Origin of the sequence: Pseudomonas sp. D47, from assembly GCF_045447305.1 — a bacterium.
Classification (GTDB): domain Bacteria; phylum Pseudomonadota; class Gammaproteobacteria; order Pseudomonadales; family Pseudomonadaceae; genus Aquipseudomonas.
This window is the reverse complement of record NZ_JBJGXU010000063.1, coordinates 1-16788: the sequence shown is the minus strand read 5'-3', so window position 1 is coordinate 16788 and position 16788 is coordinate 1. Positions and strand designations below refer to the sequence as shown.

Annotated in this window: 15 protein-coding genes and 1 pseudogene; 8 read left to right on the top strand and 8 right to left on the bottom strand. The window is 58.3% G+C overall.

Annotation, left to right across the window (positions count from 1 at the left end; genetic code table 11):
• Window positions 1–80 precede the first annotated feature (80 nt).
• Window positions 81–1439, top strand: a complete 1359-nt coding sequence (gorA, locus tag ACI77I_RS26690; protein WP_263272996.1) for a glutathione-disulfide reductase — start codon at window positions 81–83, stop codon at window positions 1437–1439.
• Here gorA and ACI77I_RS26685 read toward each other — a convergent pair whose 3' ends face one another.
• Complete coding sequence (locus ACI77I_RS26685) at window positions 1440–2447, bottom strand: DNA-binding protein (protein WP_242149597.1); 1008 nt, start codon at window positions 2445–2447, stop codon at window positions 1440–1442.
• A gap of 170 nt (window positions 2448–2617) precedes the next feature.
• Between ACI77I_RS26685 and ACI77I_RS26680 the strand changes: the two genes are divergently transcribed.
• From ACI77I_RS26680 to ahpF, 3 genes are all read left to right on the top strand, one after another.
• On the top strand, window positions 2618–3550 hold the full coding sequence (locus ACI77I_RS26680; RefSeq protein WP_242149594.1) for a site-specific integrase: 933 nt from the start codon (window positions 2618–2620) through the stop codon (window positions 3548–3550).
• A 133-nt stretch (window positions 3551–3683) separates the two neighbouring features.
• Window positions 3684–4247, top strand: coding sequence for an alkyl hydroperoxide reductase subunit C (gene ahpC, locus ACI77I_RS26675; protein WP_010210361.1), 564 nt, complete (start codon window positions 3684–3686; stop codon window positions 4245–4247).
• Window positions 4248–4374: 127 nt separating this feature from the next.
• Window positions 4375–5940, top strand: coding sequence for an alkyl hydroperoxide reductase subunit F (gene ahpF / locus ACI77I_RS26670; RefSeq protein ID WP_406999219.1), 1566 nt, complete (start codon window positions 4375–4377; stop codon window positions 5938–5940).
• Window positions 5941–6046: 106 nt separating this feature from the next.
• On the opposite strand, the gene gloA is transcribed toward ahpF, so the two are convergent.
• The gene (gene gloA, locus ACI77I_RS26665) at window positions 6047–6568 is read right to left on the bottom strand and encodes a lactoylglutathione lyase (RefSeq protein WP_094952201.1); all 522 of its coding nucleotides are present in this window, start codon (window positions 6566–6568) and stop codon (window positions 6047–6049) included.
• Between the two features lie 199 nt (window positions 6569–6767).
• Between gloA and ACI77I_RS26660 the strand changes: the two genes are divergently transcribed.
• Window positions 6768–7304 (top strand): DUF4946 domain-containing protein, encoded by a 537-nt coding sequence (locus ACI77I_RS26660; RefSeq protein ID WP_318654886.1) that lies wholly within the window; start codon window positions 6768–6770, stop codon window positions 7302–7304.
• Between the two features lie 109 nt (window positions 7305–7413).
• Here ACI77I_RS26660 and ACI77I_RS26655 read toward each other — a convergent pair whose 3' ends face one another.
• The 3 genes from ACI77I_RS26655 to ACI77I_RS26645 form a co-directional block, all read right to left on the bottom strand.
• Window positions 7414–7779, bottom strand: a complete 366-nt coding sequence (locus ACI77I_RS26655) for a histone-like nucleoid-structuring protein, MvaT/MvaU family (protein WP_094952200.1) — start codon at window positions 7777–7779, stop codon at window positions 7414–7416.
• A 200-nt stretch (window positions 7780–7979) separates the two neighbouring features.
• Window positions 7980–9521 carry an EAL domain-containing protein gene (locus ACI77I_RS26650; protein ID WP_406999217.1) on the bottom strand — a complete coding sequence of 514 codons (1542 nt, stop codon included), beginning with the start codon at window positions 9519–9521 and terminating at the stop codon, window positions 7980–7982.
• A gap of 117 nt (window positions 9522–9638) precedes the next feature.
• The gene (locus ACI77I_RS26645) at window positions 9639–10511 is read right to left on the bottom strand and encodes a LysR family transcriptional regulator (protein WP_094952198.1); all 873 of its coding nucleotides are present in this window, start codon (window positions 10509–10511) and stop codon (window positions 9639–9641) included.
• Between the two features lie 76 nt (window positions 10512–10587).
• Between ACI77I_RS26645 and ACI77I_RS26640 the strand changes: the two genes are divergently transcribed.
• Window positions 10588–11505, top strand: a complete 918-nt coding sequence (locus ACI77I_RS26640; RefSeq protein ID WP_406999215.1) for a DMT family transporter — start codon at window positions 10588–10590, stop codon at window positions 11503–11505.
• Window positions 11506–11750: 245 nt separating this feature from the next.
• On the top strand, window positions 11751–12827 hold the full coding sequence (gene hppD / locus ACI77I_RS26635; protein ID WP_406999213.1) for a 4-hydroxyphenylpyruvate dioxygenase: 1077 nt from the start codon (window positions 11751–11753) through the stop codon (window positions 12825–12827).
• 55 nt (window positions 12828–12882) lie between these two features.
• Here the strand turns inward: hppD and rarD are convergent, their stop codons facing one another.
• Complete coding sequence (rarD, locus tag ACI77I_RS26630; RefSeq protein WP_263272967.1) at window positions 12883–13764, bottom strand: EamA family transporter RarD; 882 nt, start codon at window positions 13762–13764, stop codon at window positions 12883–12885.
• 314 nt (window positions 13765–14078) lie between these two features.
• Between rarD and ACI77I_RS26625 the strand changes: the two genes are divergently transcribed.
• Window positions 14079–15356, top strand: a complete 1278-nt coding sequence (locus ACI77I_RS26625; RefSeq protein ID WP_406999211.1) for a dermonecrotic toxin domain-containing protein — start codon at window positions 14079–14081, stop codon at window positions 15354–15356.
• A gap of 48 nt (window positions 15357–15404) precedes the next feature.
• Here the strand turns inward: ACI77I_RS26625 and ACI77I_RS26620 are convergent, their stop codons facing one another.
• Window positions 15405–16412, bottom strand: a complete 1008-nt coding sequence (locus ACI77I_RS26620; RefSeq protein WP_406999209.1) for an aldo/keto reductase — start codon at window positions 16410–16412, stop codon at window positions 15405–15407.
• An 81-nt stretch (window positions 16413–16493) separates the two neighbouring features.
• Window positions 16494–16652, bottom strand: a pseudogene (locus ACI77I_RS26615) (LysR family transcriptional regulator); the annotation flags it as partial.
• Window positions 16653–16788: the final 136 nt, after the last annotated feature.

Genomic DNA, 16788 nt, shown 5'->3' with positions numbered 1-16788 from the left:
AAAAAAGCCACCTTAGGTGGCTTTTTCGTTTTTCAGCCCCATGTAAGTCGGTATGCTGGTGTCCTGCCAAGGAGAGTGAAATGGCCTACGATTTTGATCTGTATGTAATTGGCGCCGGTTCCGGCGGTGTTCGCGCGGCGCGTTTTGCCGCTGGCTTTGGTGCCAAGGTGGCCGTGGCGGAAAGCCGCTACCTGGGCGGTACCTGCGTTAACGTCGGCTGCGTGCCGAAAAAACTCCTGGTGTACGGCGCGCATTTCGCCGAAGACTTCGAGCAGGCCAGCGGTTTCGGCTGGTCGCTGGGTGAGGCGAACTTTGATTGGGCGACGCTGATCGCCAACAAAGACCGCGAAATCAATCGTCTCAATGGTATCTACCGCAACCTGCTGGTCAACAGTGGCGTCACCCTGCATGAAGGTCACGCGCGCTTAGTGGACCCGCATCAGGTGGAAATCAATGGTGAGCGCTTTACCGCCAAGCACATCCTGATCGCCACGGGCGGCTGGCCGCAAATCCCGCAGATTCCGGGGCACGAACACGCCATTGGCTCCAACGAGGCATTCTTCCTTAAGGCGCTGCCTAAGCGTGTATTGGTGGTGGGTGGCGGTTACATCGCCGTTGAGTTTGCCGGCATTTTCCATGGCTTGGGCGCGCAGACTTCGCTGCTGTATCGCGGCGACCTGTTCCTGCGCGGTTTTGACGGTGCAGTGCGCACCCACCTGAAAGAAGAGCTGACCAAGCGCGGCCTGGACCTGCAATTTAACGCTGATATCGAGCGCATCGACAAACAAGCCGATGGCAGCCTCAAGGCCACGCTGAAAGACGGTCGTGTGCTGGAGGCCGATTGCGTGTTTTATGCCACCGGCCGCCGCCCGATGTTGGACAATCTGGGCCTGGAGAATACTGGCGTCAAATTGGACGAGCGCGGCTTCGTTGAGGTGGATGACCTGTACCAGACCGCCGAGTCGTCGATCCTGGCGATCGGTGATGTGATTGGTCGTGTGCAATTGACGCCGGTTGCCCTGGCTGAAGGCATGGCGGTGGCACGTCGCTTGTTCAAGCCTGAGCAGTATCGCCCAGTGGACTACGCGATGATTCCGACGGCGGTGTTCAGCCTGCCGAACATCGGCACTGTCGGCCTGAGTGAAGAAGAGGCGAAGAAGAACGGCCACAAGGTGCAGATCTTCGAAAGCCGCTTCCGACCCATGAAGCTGACGCTGACGGATTGCCAGGAAAAGACCTTGATGAAACTGGTGGTCGACGCCGACACCGACAAGGTGCTGGGTTGCCACATGGTGGGGCCGGACGCCGGCGAAATCGTGCAGGGCTTGGCGATCGCGCTCAAGGCGGGCGCGACCAAGCAGCATTTCGATGAAACCATCGGCGTGCATCCTACGGCGGCGGAAGAATTTGTCACCATGCGCACGCCTGTGGCCGACTGATCAGGTGGGCGATGTTGCCTCTGGCGCCGCTGCAACGGCGGCCGCCAGGCGCAACGCCTCGATACTGGCCTGGGCCTTGATAAGGTCCAGTTCCAGGCTTTTGTTGGTCTGCTGCTGTTCGCTCAGCACGTCCTGGCGTGACTGGCTTTCCAGCACGGCCACCCGCAGGCGCTCCTGAAGCAGGGTGCGTTCGCTTTCAATCAGGCTGACCTGTTCACTGAGCTTTTGCTGCAAGGCCTGGTCTTTGCGGGTTTGCTCCTGCAGCGCGGCCAATTCCTTCGCGGTTACGCGGTGTTCGATCAACAGCCGCTCATTGTCGCGGTGCAACTGTGTGATCTCGTCCTGACGCACCATTGCGCTTTGCTGGGCCTGGCGCAGTTCCGCCTGCACCTGTTGCAGCTGGCCTTCGTGGCGGCGCTGTTCTTGCTCGCGCTGTTCCTTGATTGCATTGCGGTAATGCTCGAGGGCGTCGCGGGCGTGCAGGTGCTTTTCTTCCAGCGAGCGAATCTGCTCGTCCTTGTCGTTGATGCGTAGCTCGTAATCGCTGCACGCCTGACTGAGCCCGGCATTGCGGGTTTGCTCGGTCTGAAGGCTAGTGCTGGTGGTTTGCAGGGCGGCGCTTTCTTCTGCCAGGGCGGCGCCCTGGATATCAAATTGCTGCTTGAGCTCGGCGTGCGCCTGCTCAAGCGTCTGCACCTGGGCGAGCAGGGCAGCTTTGTGCTGTTCGAATTGCGCCAGGGCCAGGTCGATCGGCTCCTGGGCCTTCTCTTTTAGGCGCTGGGCCAGCCGTGCGACCAGCTCACCCAGCTCGTCATCAATAGGCGCTTCGGTGATGGTCACCCGGGTTTCGCTGTCGTCCAGTTCCTTCAAATAGCGATGAATCGTGGTTTTTGAGCCGGTATTACCCATCTCGATGCGTACCGCGTCGATGCTGGGGTTTTCGCCGCGGGCAAGGATCGCCAGGCGTGCCGTTTGAACTACTGCTTTGTTTATGCCGCCGCGAGCCATGGGGTCTCCGTCGATTTAGTACTGTGGTATGTAGTATGTATATACGTACTGTATCACGAATAAAAAGCCGTTTAAATTCATGATTTAACAGATGGGATATTGGCGTATTATCCCGTGTCATAGCCGTTTTAAGCGCAAACTCACCCTGTCGCAGTACGAATAGGCCTTTCATGAGCGATCTGGACCGGTACCTCAACGCCGCCACCCGCGATAACACCCGCCGCAGCTACCGCGCGGCCATCGAGCACTTCGAAGTGAATTGGGGCGGCTTCCTGCCCGCGACCAGCGACAGCGTGGCGCGCTACTTGGTGGCGCATGCCGGCGTGCTGGCGGTCAACACCTTGAAGCTGCGGCTTTCGGCGTTGGCGCAGTGGCACACCAGCCAGGGGTTTCCCGACCCGACCAAGGCGCCGGTGGTGCGCAAGGTGCTCAAGGGCATTCGTGCCGTACACCCGGCGCAGGAGAAACAGGCCGAGCCGCTGCAACTTAAACACCTTGAGCAGGTGGTGGCTTCGCTGCAGGCAGAAGCGCTGCAGGCGAGCAACGATCAGGACTCACCCCGATTGCTGCGCGCCAAGCGCGACACCGCGCTGATCCTGCTTGGCTTCTGGCGGGGCTTTCGCAGTGATGAGTTGTGCCGCCTGAACATCGAGCACGTGCAGGCGGTGCCAGGAGCGGGAATCAGCCTGTACCTGCCGCGCAGCAAAAGTGACCGCGACAACCTCGGCAAGACCTACCAGACCCCGGCGTTGCTGCGCCTGTGCCCGGTGCAGGCGTACAGCGAATGGCTCAGCGCCTCGGCCCTCGTGCGCGGCCCTGTGTTTCGCGGGATTGATCGCTGGGGCAACCTGGGCGAGGAGGGGCTGCACCCCAACAGTGTGATCCCGCTGCTGCGCCAAGCGCTGGAGCGCGCGGGCATCCCAGCCGACCTATACACCAGCCACTCGCTGCGCCGAGGCTTTGCCACCTGGGCGCATCGCAGTGGCTGGGACATCAAGTCGCTGATGAGTTACGTCGGTTGGAGCGACATGAAATCCGCCATGCGCTATGTTGAAGCGACGCCCTTTCTGGGCATGACCCTGGCGACCCAACCGCTGATTTGAGATTTCTTCTATTAATACAGTTACCTGATAGGGAAAACCAATCGTCAGCATGAGGTTTGCCAATGAGTCATCGGCCGAAAGAGTGGGTAGCATTCATCTCATCAACTTCTTAACCCCTGACGGAGAGTCAACGATGCCTATCATCAACAGCCAAGTAAAACCGTTCAAAGCTACCGCATACAAAAACGGCAACTTCGTAGACGTGTCGGACGCTGACCTGAAAGGCAAATGGTCCGTAGTATTCTTTTACCCAGCCGACTTCACCTTCGTTTGCCCAACCGAGCTGGAAGACCTGGCTGACAACTACGCCGAATTCCAGAAACTGGGCGTCGAGATCTACAGCGTTTCCACCGACACCCACTTTGCCCACGCTGCCTGGCACAACACTTCGCCAGCCATCGGCAAAATCCAGTACACCATGATCGGTGACCCGACCCTCACCATCTCGCGCAACTTCGACGTACTGATCGAAGAAGCTGGCCTGGCAGACCGCGGTACTTTCGTGATCAACCCAGAAGGTCAGATCAAGATCGTTGAACTGAACGATGGCGGTGTTGGCCGTGACGCTTCCGAGCTGCTGCGCAAAATCAAGGCCGCTCAGTACGTCGCTGCCCACCCAGGCGAAGTGTGCCCAGCCAAGTGGAAAGAAGGCGAGGCTACTCTGGCTCCGTCCCTGGACCTGGTCGGCAAGATCTAAGTCTGTGAAATATCCAGGGCGGAACTCCGCACCTCAGTAAGCTGCATCCGCCCTCAAAACGCCCGGGCGAGATTCGCTCGGGCGTTTTTTTGTCTGCAATAAACCGAATTAATAGGAAATCGCCCGTATGTTGGACGCCAATCTTAAAGCTCAGTTGAAGTCATACCTGGAACGGGTCACCCAGCCGATCGAGATCGTCGCCTCCCTCGACGACGGTGCGAAATCCGAGGAAATGCTTGGCCTTTTGCAGGACGTAACCAGCCTCACCACGCTGATCACCCTGAAAACCGATGGCGATGATGCGCGCAAGCCCTCGTTCGCCATCAACCGCCCGGGTGCCGACATCAGCCTGCGTTTCGCCGGCATCCCCATGGGCCATGAATTTACTTCGCTGGTGCTGGCCCTGCTGCAAGTCGGTGGCCACCCGTCGAAGGCCAGTGTCGAAGTGATTGAACAGATCCGCGCGCTTAAAGGCGAGTTCAGCTTCGAGACCTACTTCTCGCTGTCGTGCCAGAACTGCCCGGACGTGGTCCAGGCGCTGAACCTGATGGCCGTGCTCAACCCCAACATCCGCCACGTCGCTATCGACGGTGCGCTGTTCCAGGCGGAAGTCGATGAGCGCCAGATTATGGCGGTGCCAAGTGTCTACCTCAACGGCGTGAACTTTGGTCAGGGCCGCATGGGCCTGGAAGAAATCCTTGCCAAGCTCGACACCAGCGGCATTGAAAAAGCCGCCGAGAGAATCAGCGCCAAAGACGCGTTTGATGTGTTGGTCGTCGGCGGCGGCCCAGCCGGTTCTGCCGCCGCCATCTACGCTGCACGTAAAGGTATCCGCACCGGTGTGGCGGCTGAACGCTTTGGTGGCCAGGTGCTGGATACCATGTCGATCGAGAACTTCATCTCGGTGCAGGAAACCGAAGGGCCGAAACTGGCCAGCGCGCTGGAAGCCCACGTGCGTCAGTACGACGTGGACATCATGAACCTGCAGCGTGCCAGCGGCTTGATCCCTGCGAAACACGCCGGTGACTTGCACGAAATTCGCTTCGAAAGCGGTGCGACCCTCAAGTCCAAGACCGTAATCCTGGCCACTGGCGCCCGCTGGCGCGAAATGGGTGTGCCGGGCGAGCAGGAATACAAAGCCAAGGGCGTGTGCTTCTGCCCGCACTGCGACGGCCCGCTGTTCAAAGGCAAGCGCGTGGCAGTGATCGGCGGCGGTAACTCCGGCGTTGAAGCAGCCATCGACCTGGCCGGTATCGTCAGCCACGTGACCTTGCTCGAGTTCGACAGCAAACTGCGCGCCGACGCCGTGTTGCAGCGCAAGCTCTACAGCCTGCCGAACGTGGACGTGATCACCAGTGCGCTGACCAGTGAAGTCAAAGGCGACGGCCAGAAAGTCACCGGCCTGGCGTACAAAGATCGCGACAGTGGCGAGTTCAAGACCATCGACCTGGAAGGCATCTTCGTTCAGATCGGCTTGCTGCCCAACACTGACTGGCTCAAAGGCACAGTGGAGCTGACCCCGCGTGGCGAGATCATTGTCGATGCACGTGGCGAGACTTCGCTGCCAGGTATATTTGCCGCCGGTGACGTGACAACCGTGCCGTACAAGCAGATCGTGATCGCGGTAGGCGAGGGCGCCAAGGCTTCGCTGAGTGCTTTCGATCACCTGATCCGCACGTCCGCACCGGCGTAAATCCGGGCCCGGAAATGAAAAACCCCATAAGTGATCATGGGGTTTTTCTCGTTCCCACGCTCCGCGTGGGAATGCCTCCGATGACGCTCTGCGTCACCCTGTCCGCTTACATAGGCGCTGGCTGAATAATCTCAACCCAGTACGCATCCGGGTCCTTGATGAAGGCCAGGCTTTTCATGCGGCCATCGGTCAGGCGCTTCTGGAAATCACAGCCCAGGGCTTCGAAACGCTCGCAGGCGGCGACGATATCCGGCACTGAGATGCAGATATGGCCAAAGCCACGCGGGTCGGTGTTGCCGTTATGGTAGGCAAAATCGGCATCGTTTTCAGTGCCGTGGTTGTGGGTCAGTTCCAGGATGCCCGGGATCGACTTCATCCACTGGGTGCGCGCGGCGGCGTCAGCTGGAATCTGGGCCTTGTCCACCAGGGCCAGGAAGTACAGGCTGAATTCGGCTTCCGGGAAGTCGCGCTTTTCCACCAGGGAAAAACCCAGGATGCGGGTGTAGAAATCCAGCGACTGGGTGATGTCCTTGACCCGCAACATGGTGTGGTTGAACACAAAGTTCGAGGTGGCGGTGTCGGGCTGGGCGGTGACGCCCGGGAAAGTGTTCAGATCGTGCAGGCTCATGGGCCCTCCAGAAAAAAATGGGGCAAACGCGACTTGAAATGATAGGCGCGGTCCGTTGGCTTGCGGCAAGCATCCCTGCAGCCGAACCATGATACGCAAGGCCCAGCCGCTGCGCCAAATGAAAAAGGTCACGTAGCGCTTGCGACCAGCGGGCGCCGGGGCTCAAACTTTGGCGCTTAAACCTTGGGTGTTTTTCGTAATGATTGAATTTCGTAAATCGCTGTTGAGCGCCATGTGTTTTCTGTTGGCTAGCCCGCTTGTGCTGGCGGCCGACCCGGAAATTCACTGGCCCAGCGGCTGGCAGGTCGAGGAAGTGGACGTTGACGGCGAGGCGCCGGTAAAACCCCAGGCAGTGTCGCGCCAGCGCGCAATCAAGAACGATGAAAATGGCAATACCTTGATGGTCATGGAGTTGACCGGCACCCCGATTGAGGCCGGGCATAAAGTTAATCTTCAAGGTGTATTGCTGGAAATGCGTAAATCCATCCAGAAAGATTTCGCCGGTAGCGGTTATCAAAGCGTGTGCACCAAGATGCACCCAACCACATTGAGCCGTCTTGAGGCGCTGGAAACTACTTGTGTGATTACTGAAAATGGCCGACACGTTTTGTCGCAAACATTAGTCGGCGCGGTTGATAGCGATAAAGCCTATGTATTTTCGTATGCAGGGCAGGCCGAAGCCTACGAGGCAAGCAAAGACGAAGTGGGTTCGGTACGTGACAGCCTCAAACTTTGAGCGCGTTATCTCGAACGATAATGAACACAGTGAAGTGTTAGTTAAGTTCGTTTTCGACGCCTCAAAAAAAACCCCGCAGATGCGGGGTTTTTTTGTGCGTGCCGTGTGATCAGCCGCGCAGCCAGGAATCGACAGTGGCAGCGCCATACTGTTCTTTCCAGGCTTTCAGGCCGCGGTGGTTGCCGCCTTTGGTCTCGATCAGCTCACCGGTGTGCGGGTTGCTGTACACCTTGACCACGCGCGCGCGGCGCTGTTTTGGTGCGGCGGCGAGCGTAGCGCCGGCCTTGCCAGGGTTTGGGTCAAGGATCGAGATGATGTCGCGCAGGCCTTTGCCGTAGTGCTTCATCAGGCCTTGCAGCTTTTCTTCAAATTCGATTTCTTTCTTCAAGCCGGCGTCGTTCTTCAAGGATTCGAGCTGGGCAAGCTGCTCTTGAAGGGCTTTTTCTGCTGCGCGAAATTCGGCGAGTCTGGACAAAATCTGTACTCCAATAATGGTGTTTGCTGATATCAACTGCAGACAAAGCTATAAGCCAAGCGCTTATAAGGTGACTCAAAGAAAGAGGCCTTTCTGCGAGTTCAGCACAGGCAGGAAAAATTGTAGTAGTTAATGCCCCACGAGTAAATCATGTCTTTTGCCTAAACAAGATTATTTCATCAAGCGCACGGGCTGGCTATTCAATGGCTGGCCAGCGACTTAATGAACTCGTCACAGGGTAACGGCCTACCAAACAGGTAACCCTGCAGGAAATCCACACCTTGTGCAGCAAGATAGTCGCACTGCTCAGCTGTTTCCACGCCCTCGGCAACGATGCCCAGATCCAGCTTGCCGGAGAGTTCGATGATACTGTCGAGAATATGCCGTGAGAGTGCATCCGCGCCAATCATGGCGACAAAGCTTTGATCGATTTTCAAGTAATCGACATTGAAGTTGCGCAAGTAACCCAGGCTGGAATGCCCGGTACCGAAGTCATCAATCGCAATCATCACCCCCAGTTGATGCAGGGCGTCGAACAGCCGACGAGTGATGTCGGTTGGCGTGATCAGCTCGCGCTCAGTCAGCTCCAGCACCAGTGTCACCTGGCCGGGCGCGAAGGCAGCGAGAAACTCCCCACAGTCCTCAACCAAGTCCAGATCCTGACAGTGGCGCGCGGTGATATTCACGCCAATATGAAAGCCTGGACTGAAGCGCGCGGCATGCGGGGCAAGTTGCGCGGCGGTCTGGCGCAACAAGGCGCGGGTCATCGGCACGATCAGGCCAGAATGCTCTGCCAGCGGGATAAACAAGTCAGGACGCACCAGGCCTTCCTTGGGGTGCTGCCAGCGCATCAGCACTTCACAGCCGGCCCATTCACGGGTATCGCCGCGTACCACTGGCTGGAAATACGGGATGAACTCGTTGGCGCCCAAGGCCCGCTGCAATTCATGCGTAGGCGCAGACGAGCGCTTTTGCAGCCAATGCGCGAGCACGCCCGCCAGCAGGCCAAAGAACACCAAAAGGCTGAACAGCGCCGGGTAGCGTGCTTCCATGTACCGCCACACTTCACCGGCCGGCATGCCGACATCGACACTGTAGGGAAAGCGTTCTGAGACCAAATAGTGATGGGCCACGGCAAACACCGGTACGGGGCTGGTGTGCACCTTGCCGTCGGCATCCAGCCAGTTAGGCCCTGCTTGCAGGATCAGGTGCGCGTAGCGGCTGATCAGGCGCAAGGCGTTGGTCAGGTGGTAACCGTCAATCGAGGCAAACGCCGCTTTGTCGCCGTCCACCAAGCGGTAAACCAGCAACGCCGTATCCGGCGTCACCGGGTTGCCGTTCATCAACCATAACGTGCCATCGACATAATCATCTGGGTTGACCGCCGACTGGTAATCACCCCCGAACAGCGAGGTGCAATAGATGTTCTTCTGCCAGGACAGGGTCGTTGCGCGCACAAAAGGCCGACGCGTGACCTGTTCACGCAGCGCCAGTTGCGCACCGTTGTCACAAGGCTGGCCTGCCAGTGGCAGCAGTGCCTGGGCGGCGAGGGCGGTGTTGTCGAGCATCAGGTCAAACTGGCGCACGGCCTCGCTGGCGGTTTGCGCGGTGCTTTCTTGAAGGGTGCGTTCGGCTTGCCAGTGCAGGATCACCACGCCCAATGCGATAGGCAGCAGAACACTCAGGGCGGTGATCAAGTAGCGGGTGGCGCGTTTGCGCGGGCCGTTAACGGTCAGAGGCATGGAGGGGACGGCCTGTCGCAGGGTGGGGAAAGCGCCGAAGGGCTAATCAGGTTATTCAGATGATAGATGGCGCGCGGGAAATAAGCTCGCTGTACCTGGCCATTTGGATAGTCTCCATCACTGGAAGTCCAGGCGTTGCGCCACGTCAATAAACGCTAGGGTCGCCGGTGTCGACTGACGTTGATCCAACACCGCCAGGCCGATGTCACGGCTGACGCGTGGCGACAACGGACGCACGTGGTAACGCGCGTCCGGTGCCTCGGGCAGCGACGCCTGCGCCACCACGCTCACGCCGTCACCTCGGCCCACGGCTTCCAGGGTACTGAGCAGTTGTGAGCAGCGGTAACGTACCTTCGGCGTCAGCCGCGCAGCACTGAACAGCCGCGTGACCAGCTCCTGCGAGCCGGCATCGGTAAGAATGAACGGATCGTCACACAGCGCCTTCAGTTCCACACAGGGCTGCGCGGCCAGCGAATGCCCAACGGGGAGCAGGGCAACCAGTTGGTCCTGGAACAGCACAAACGTATCGAAACGCTCTTGCTCCAGCACCACAAAGCCCACGTCGATACGCCGCTCGTCCAGCCATTGGATCACCTGGCGATCGGGGCCTTCGTCCACGTGCACCTCAATACCTGGATGCGCCAGCCTGTATTGCTCGAGAATTCGCGGTAGCAGGCGGTTGGACGAGGTCGGGCCAAACGAGCCGATACGCAGCGTGCCGCGCTTCATGCCGCGCGCATCCGAGGCTTCCTGTTGCAGGGTGTCGGCCACGCCGAGCAGCGTACGCGCGCGCATCAGCAGTTGCTGGCCGATATCGCTGAGTTCGACCTGGGACTGATGGCGGCGAAACAGCTCGATGCCCAACTCCTGCTCGAGGGCCTTGATGGCATGGGACACGGCTGACTGGCTGATACCCAGGCGGTGCGCGGCCTGGGTGAAGCTTTGCAGCTCGGCCACCTGAGAGAAGAGGTGCAGTTGAGTGAGGGTCATGAGTAACAACTCATTTTACGATGATTGATCATTAGTTTGAGGATACCCCAATCCTGACACTTGCCGAGCACCGCTGATGACGTCCGACCGCCTGACCTACCTCAAACTTGCCGCCGTCACGATGATCTGGGGCGCGACCTTCGTGGCAGGCCGCTACCTGGCCGCCGACGTTGACCCGCTGCTGGCTGCCACGCTGCGTTTTATCCTGGCAAGTGCCGCGCTGCTGGGGTTCATGGCCCTTACACGCGTACGCCTGGCCCGGCCCAGCACCCGGCAGCTCGCGCAGTTGGCAATGCTGGGTTTTTTCGGCATCTTTTTCTACAACCTGTGCTTTTTCTACGGCCTGCGCTACATCAACGCATCGCGGGCGTCCCTGATCGTTGCTTTGAACCCGGCGGTGATCGCCCTGGCTTCATGGTTGCTGTACAAGGAGCGCCTGAGCGCGACCCGGTGTCTGGGCATTGCCTTGTGCCTGGGCGGCGCCGGTGCGGTGATCATCAGCCGTAACCCGCTGCTCCTGCAGGGCGCCGAGAGTGCCTGGCGCGGTGACCTGCTGATTTTCGGCTGTGTGGTGGGGTGGGGTGCTTACTCGGTGTTTTCCCGCAGCCTTAATCAGAGCCTGGGGCCATTGCAGACGGTAACGTGGTCGATCTTGCTGGGCACGGCGATGCTCACGATCACCACGCTCGTTGGCGGCAAGCTCACACTAAGTGCCCTGAGTACAATCCATCTGCCGCAACTGCTAAGCCTGCTGTATCTGGGCATCCTCGGCTCAGCACTGGCCTACATCGTTTGGTACGACGGCATCCGCCGTATCGGCGCGACCCGTGCCGGCGTGTTCATCGCACTCAACCCACTGACGGCGGTCATCTGCGGCGCTGTGCTGCTGGGCGAGCAACTCAGCGCGCCGATGCTGCTGGGCGGTGCGGTGATCCTGCTGGGCATCTGCCTGTGCAACAAACCCCTTGCGCCGGCCAAGCCATTGGGGATTTGATAAGAGTGCGGACAATTACTGTTACGCTGTGTAGAATCGATTTACGCATACAAGAATATGGACTTGCGCTCACGCAAGCCTCGGCCGTCAGAGACTGATGTAACCATGAAGCTACTCGGCTCCCCCCTCATCTTTGGTGACTTCCTCGCCCGCAGCGTGCGAGGCCTCTCCTGTGCGCCACCCTCAAATCTCATCCTTGCTCGCAAATAACCATTTGTTAATTACAAGAATGATGAGGTGCCACCATGGCAGACCAATACGAAAACCCAATGGGCCTGATGGGCTTTGAATTTATCGAATTCGCATCGCCAACCCCAGGCACCCTGGAGCCGATCTTCGAGATCATGGGCTTCACCAAAGTTGCGTCCCACCGCTCCAAAAACGTGCACCTGTATCGCCAGGGCGAGATCAACCTGATCCTCAACAACCAGCCCGACAGCCTCGCGTCGTACTTTGCGGCCGAACACGGCCCGTCGGTCTGTGGCATGGCATTCCGCGTCAAAGACTCGCAGCAGGCCTACAACCGCGCCCTGGAACTGGGCGCACAGCCGATCCATATCGAAACCGGCCCGATGGAGCTGAACCTGCCGGCCATTAAAGGCATCGGCGGTGCGCCGCTGTACTTGATCGACCGTTTCGGTGAAGGCAGCTCGATCTATGACATCGACTTCGTCTACCTCGAAGGCGTAGACCGCAACCCCGTCGGCGCCGGCCTCAAAGTCATCGACCACCTGACCCACAACGTGTATCGCGGGCGCATGGTCTACTGGGCGAACTTCTACGAGAAGCTGTTCAACTTCCGTGAAGCGCGCTACTTCGATATCAAGGGTGAATACACCGGCCTGACCTCCAAGGCCATGAGCGCTCCGGACGGCATGATCCGCATCCCGCTGAACGAAGAGTCGTCGAAAGGCGCAGGCCAGATCGAAGAGTTCTTGATGCAATTCAACGGCGAGGGCATCCAGCACGTGGCTTTCCTCACCGAAGACCTGGTCAAGACCTGGGACGCGCTGAAGAAGATCGGCATGCGCTTCATGACCGCGCCGCCGGAAACCTACTACGAAATGCTCGAAGGCCGCCTGCCGAACCACGGCGAACCGGTGGACCAACTGCAAGCACGCGGCATTCTGCTCGACGGTTCGTCGATTGAAGGCGACAAGCGCCTGCTGCTACAGATCTTCTCGGAAACCCTGATGGGCCCGGTGTTCTTCGAATTCATCCAGCGCAAAGGCGATGATGGCTTTGGTGAGGGCAACTTCAAGGCACTGTTCGAATCGATCGAGCGTGACCAGGTGCGTCGTGGTGTATTGACCGCCGACTAAGCGTAAAAAAGCCCGGCCGAGGTTAACCCCGGCCGGGCTTTTTATTGCCTGCGAATCAAGCTTTGCGCTGGCGCACCAAGTGCTTGAAGCCCTCAAACACCAGCACTATCACCGCCAGCCAGATCGGGATGTAGGTCAGCCATTGGCCGCCCTTGATGCCTTCTCCCAATATCAACGCCACCGCGAGCAGCAGGACCGGTTCCACATAGCTGAGCAGCCCGAACAGGCTGAAGGGCAGCAAGCGGCTGGCAAGGATATAGCTCACCAGCGCCGAGGCACTGATGACCCCCAGCATCGGAATCAACGCATACAACTTCGGATGCAGATCCATCACGGCAAAGCCTTGTTCGCCGTGCTGCACAAACCACCAGGCCACCGGCAGCATCAGCGCCATATCCAGCCACAGGCCGCCCAAGTGATCGGTGCTCAGGTATTTGCGCACTACGAAGTAGATCGGGTAACCGATGATCACCACCAGTGTCGCCCAGGAAAAACCACCGGACTGATACAGCTCGTTAAGTACGCCGAGCGCAGCAAACACCACCGCGATCTGCTGCAGGCGCGACAAACGCTCGCCGTACACCAGGCGCCCGGTGAGCACCATGGTCAGTGGCAGCAGGAAATAGCCCACCGAGACATCCAGGCTGCGCCCATTCAGCGGTGCCCACATAAACAGCCACAGCTGCACGCCGAGCAAGGCCGATGACAACAACACACCGCCGATCAACCGTGGCTTTGCCGCCAACACTCGCACCAGTTCCAGCACCCGTCGCCATTCGCCGCTGACGATCATGAATACCGTCATGCACGGCACCGTCAGCAGCATGCGCCAGCCGAAAATCTCCAGGCCGCTCAATGGCGTGAGCAGCGAGGTGAAGTAATACATCACGGCAAATAACACCGAGGCTAAGACTGATACCACAACACCTTTAGACACACTGTCCTCGCGAAAGACGATTCATACAAAAAAAGGAAAAACTTCGCGTAGGAATATATTGGTCGTGACATTGTTTGTCACGTCTATTACACGTTTTAAGCCGTTTGAATGGAACATATTTTCCCGTCGACATCACATAAGGCTGACGACATTTGGCTTGTATGGCCAAGTGTTGTCTTCCACGGGAAGTTTTGCAGGGTTGTGTGGGTCATGTGAAAACCTCACCGAATGGAAGGAAGTTATTAATAGCAGCGATTCTGGCGAGGCCGTTCAGGAAGTTGCATAACTCATGCAGTGGATAAAAAGGTTGCTCTATGCAAAACAGTTCTGGAATGGTTACCTCGCTGGCGACGCTTGCATTCAGTTATTCGCCCGGTGTCCTGAATGGCTTGAGCGAAAATACCAGGGTATCTCGCGAAACTCAGCCCGCGTGGAAGACCTCTGACATTTATGTAAGGTTCTCTGAGTCATTGGCCAGAGACACCCAAAGTCACGCCCTCTCTCCAGAAGGTAAAGCACTCATTGATGCGATGCTGTCTCCAAGCGCGTCAAACGGCCCGAAGGTTAAAGTCTTCAGTTTTGGCGTAGGCGGTGTTCGGTCCAATGATATGTTTGTGCTAATGCGTAATCCTCCGGTAGAGGGCAAAACCAATATTGTATGGAACATGCCGGAATATAATTACACGTCATTCCATGAGTTTAAGAACACCCAGCAAATGAGTGCGTTTTTGAAGGACCTTCCAAACAGGCCTCACGACTTCAAGCTGTTTCTGTCCCATTTTGGTAGCGGCCCACGCTCTGAACCTGTCGTCAGCGTCAAGCGCACAATGAACGAGTGGGCGAGCGCACCGGAGAATAGCAAGCCCCCAACGGGCGCAGGGGCGATGGGCACCCTCTTTGGCAATGTGTTCGAGCACTTGGACAGGTTGAGCCAGCAGCCGGTATCGCTTGTGCCCGTCAATGGCCTCGCCGGCATACATCGCAAAGCGGTAAGTCCTCAAGGGGGGGCCATTTACAGCGGAGTGCGACCGGATGGTGAGAACGTTAATTATCAGTACGCCGCCAACGGCAACCTGCTGGGCGTGGGCGACAAAGGTAATTATTACTTTCTGGAGCATGGCTGGGGGAGTAAAAAGCCACTGAGTTCACTGACACCTGCACAGTTCAATGCGGTCGTTGATAAGGACATGTTGGATCGCCTGAATAAAGCGGGCGTGGTGTGGACGACTGACGCAATCTTAAACGCGATTGGCGACGCTTTAGAACATCCTTTCTTCTGGGCTTCAGACTTTTTGGAAGCCTTTGGCGTCAACAAGGAAGACGCAGGCTTTGTAGAGAACGTCTTGGATAACCCCGTCACGGCATTGCTTCTATTCTTAAATAAGCACAATGATATTGGCAGGCCGTTCGGTATGGAAAAGAAGGAGATGGATGCGCTACTCAGCCTGTATGGCGATGCCGCGCAGAGTGTTGTTCCGCATTATGGCGCTGTCAGAGCGGTTGCCGCGGTGATTGGAAAGGCAATTAGAGGCGAGCCCCTGACAGACAAGGAAATTCGGGAGACGGCCGACGCGTTACACGCCAGAACTTAAGCAAGTAACGAGCAAGAGCGCCCACACCGATCGGTGTGGGCGATTTGACTATCGGCAACTACGCCCCGACACAAAATGGCCCACATCATTAAACCCCGGCGTAGACGAATGCCCCGGCGTCACCAGTGAATCAATAAATGCTTCATCTTCAGCGCTTATCTTCACCTCCAGCGCGCCGGTGTACGCATCCCACTGCGCTTCAGTGCGCGGCCCGACAATGGCCGAACTCACTGCCGAGTTGTTCAGCACCCAGGCAATCGCAAATTCGACAATGCCTACCCCACGCCCTTGGGTGTACTGCTGAATCTGCTGGGCGATGCGTAATGATTCCACACGCCACTCGGTTTCCAGGATGCGCTTGTCCTGGCGCGCTGCACGGCTGCCGGCTTGGGGGGTGACGTCAGGTGCGTATTTGCCGCTGAGTACACCACGAGCCAACGGGCTGTAAGGCACCACACCCAGGCCGTAGGCGGCTGCGGCGGTGATCTGCTCGACCTCGGCCTGACGGTTGACGATGTTGTACAGCGGCTGGCTGATGATTGGCAGGTCAACGCCCAACCGCTCGGCCACACGGATGACTTCGGCAATGCGCCAGCCACGGTAATTGGACAGGCCCCAGTAGCGAATCTTGCCTTGGCGGATCAAGTCGCCAATCGCCGACACCGTCACTTCCAGCGGTGTGTCGTGGTCTTCACGGTGCAGGTAGTAGATGTCCAGATAGTCGGTGTCCAGACGCGTGAGGCTGGCTTCCAGCGCGTTGAAAATACGCTTGCGGCTCAAGCCGCTGCGGTTGGGCACCCCGTCCGCCGGGCCGATGCCGACCTTGGACGCCACCACCCAATCCTGGCGATGACGGGCGATCGCCTCGCCAACGATTTCCTCGGAGCGCCCGCCGGTGTAGACGTCGGCGGTGTCGATGAAGTTGATGCCTTGGTCCCAGGCCTTGTCGATGATGCGCAGCGAGTCTTCGGTGTGGGTCTGTTCGCCAAACATCATGGTGCCCAGGGTCAGTGCGCTGACCTTCATCCCGGACTGGCCCAATGTGCGGTAAATCATGCAAAGCTCCTCATGGCAGGGAAACGTGAGTCATGCAATACCAGACTCGAGCGCTCTGGAACAAGCCCTGCACGCGTTTCTTCATGCGCTCAGCAGGTTCTCACCGCGTTGCTGGAGAAAGCGGTGCAGCACGTTCACCCGTTCCGACACTTGCAGGCGATGAGGGCACATCAGGTTGAAAGGGGTGGGTTCGCCTTGCCAGTCGGGCAACCGCGCCACCAGACGGCCGGCCTTGATATCGACGGTGGGGGATTGGTGTAAGCACGGTGATGGGGGCGCTGGTTTGCCTGCGGGGCGTTTCTTTAGTTAGATATGAGTACATATCCGTTGCTGCGGTAACGGCTGCTTAGGGTTCCGCTCTTACAGCGGGTCACTT

Excerpts from the sequence above, each read along its gene's own strand:
- gorA (WP_263272996.1), top strand. The coding sequence starts at position 81 with ATGGCCTACGATTTTGATCTGTATGTAATTGGCGCCGGTTCCGGCGGT.
- ACI77I_RS26685 (WP_242149597.1), bottom strand. The coding sequence starts at position 2,447 with ATGGCTCGCGGCGGCATAAACAAAGCAGTAGTTCAAACGGCACGCCTG.
- ACI77I_RS26680 (WP_242149594.1), top strand. The coding sequence starts at position 2,618 with ATGAGCGATCTGGACCGGTACCTCAACGCCGCCACCCGCGATAACACC.
- ahpC (WP_010210361.1), top strand. The coding sequence starts at position 3,684 with ATGCCTATCATCAACAGCCAAGTAAAACCGTTCAAAGCTACCGCATAC.
- ahpF (WP_406999219.1), top strand. The coding sequence starts at position 4,375 with ATGTTGGACGCCAATCTTAAAGCTCAGTTGAAGTCATACCTGGAACGG.
- gloA (WP_094952201.1), bottom strand. The coding sequence starts at position 6,568 with ATGAGCCTGCACGATCTGAACACTTTCCCGGGCGTCACCGCCCAGCCC.
- ACI77I_RS26660 (WP_318654886.1), top strand. The coding sequence starts at position 6,768 with ATGATTGAATTTCGTAAATCGCTGTTGAGCGCCATGTGTTTTCTGTTG.
- ACI77I_RS26650 (WP_406999217.1), bottom strand. The coding sequence starts at position 9,521 with ATGCCTCTGACCGTTAACGGCCCGCGCAAACGCGCCACCCGCTACTTG.
- ACI77I_RS26645 (WP_094952198.1), bottom strand. The coding sequence starts at position 10,511 with ATGACCCTCACTCAACTGCACCTCTTCTCTCAGGTGGCCGAGCTGCAA.
- ACI77I_RS26640 (WP_406999215.1), top strand. The coding sequence starts at position 10,588 with ATGACGTCCGACCGCCTGACCTACCTCAAACTTGCCGCCGTCACGATG.
- hppD (WP_406999213.1), top strand. The coding sequence starts at position 11,751 with ATGGCAGACCAATACGAAAACCCAATGGGCCTGATGGGCTTTGAATTT.
- ACI77I_RS26625 (WP_406999211.1), top strand. The coding sequence starts at position 14,079 with ATGCAAAACAGTTCTGGAATGGTTACCTCGCTGGCGACGCTTGCATTC.
- ACI77I_RS26620 (WP_406999209.1), bottom strand. The coding sequence starts at position 16,412 with ATGATTTACCGCACATTGGGCCAGTCCGGGATGAAGGTCAGCGCACTG.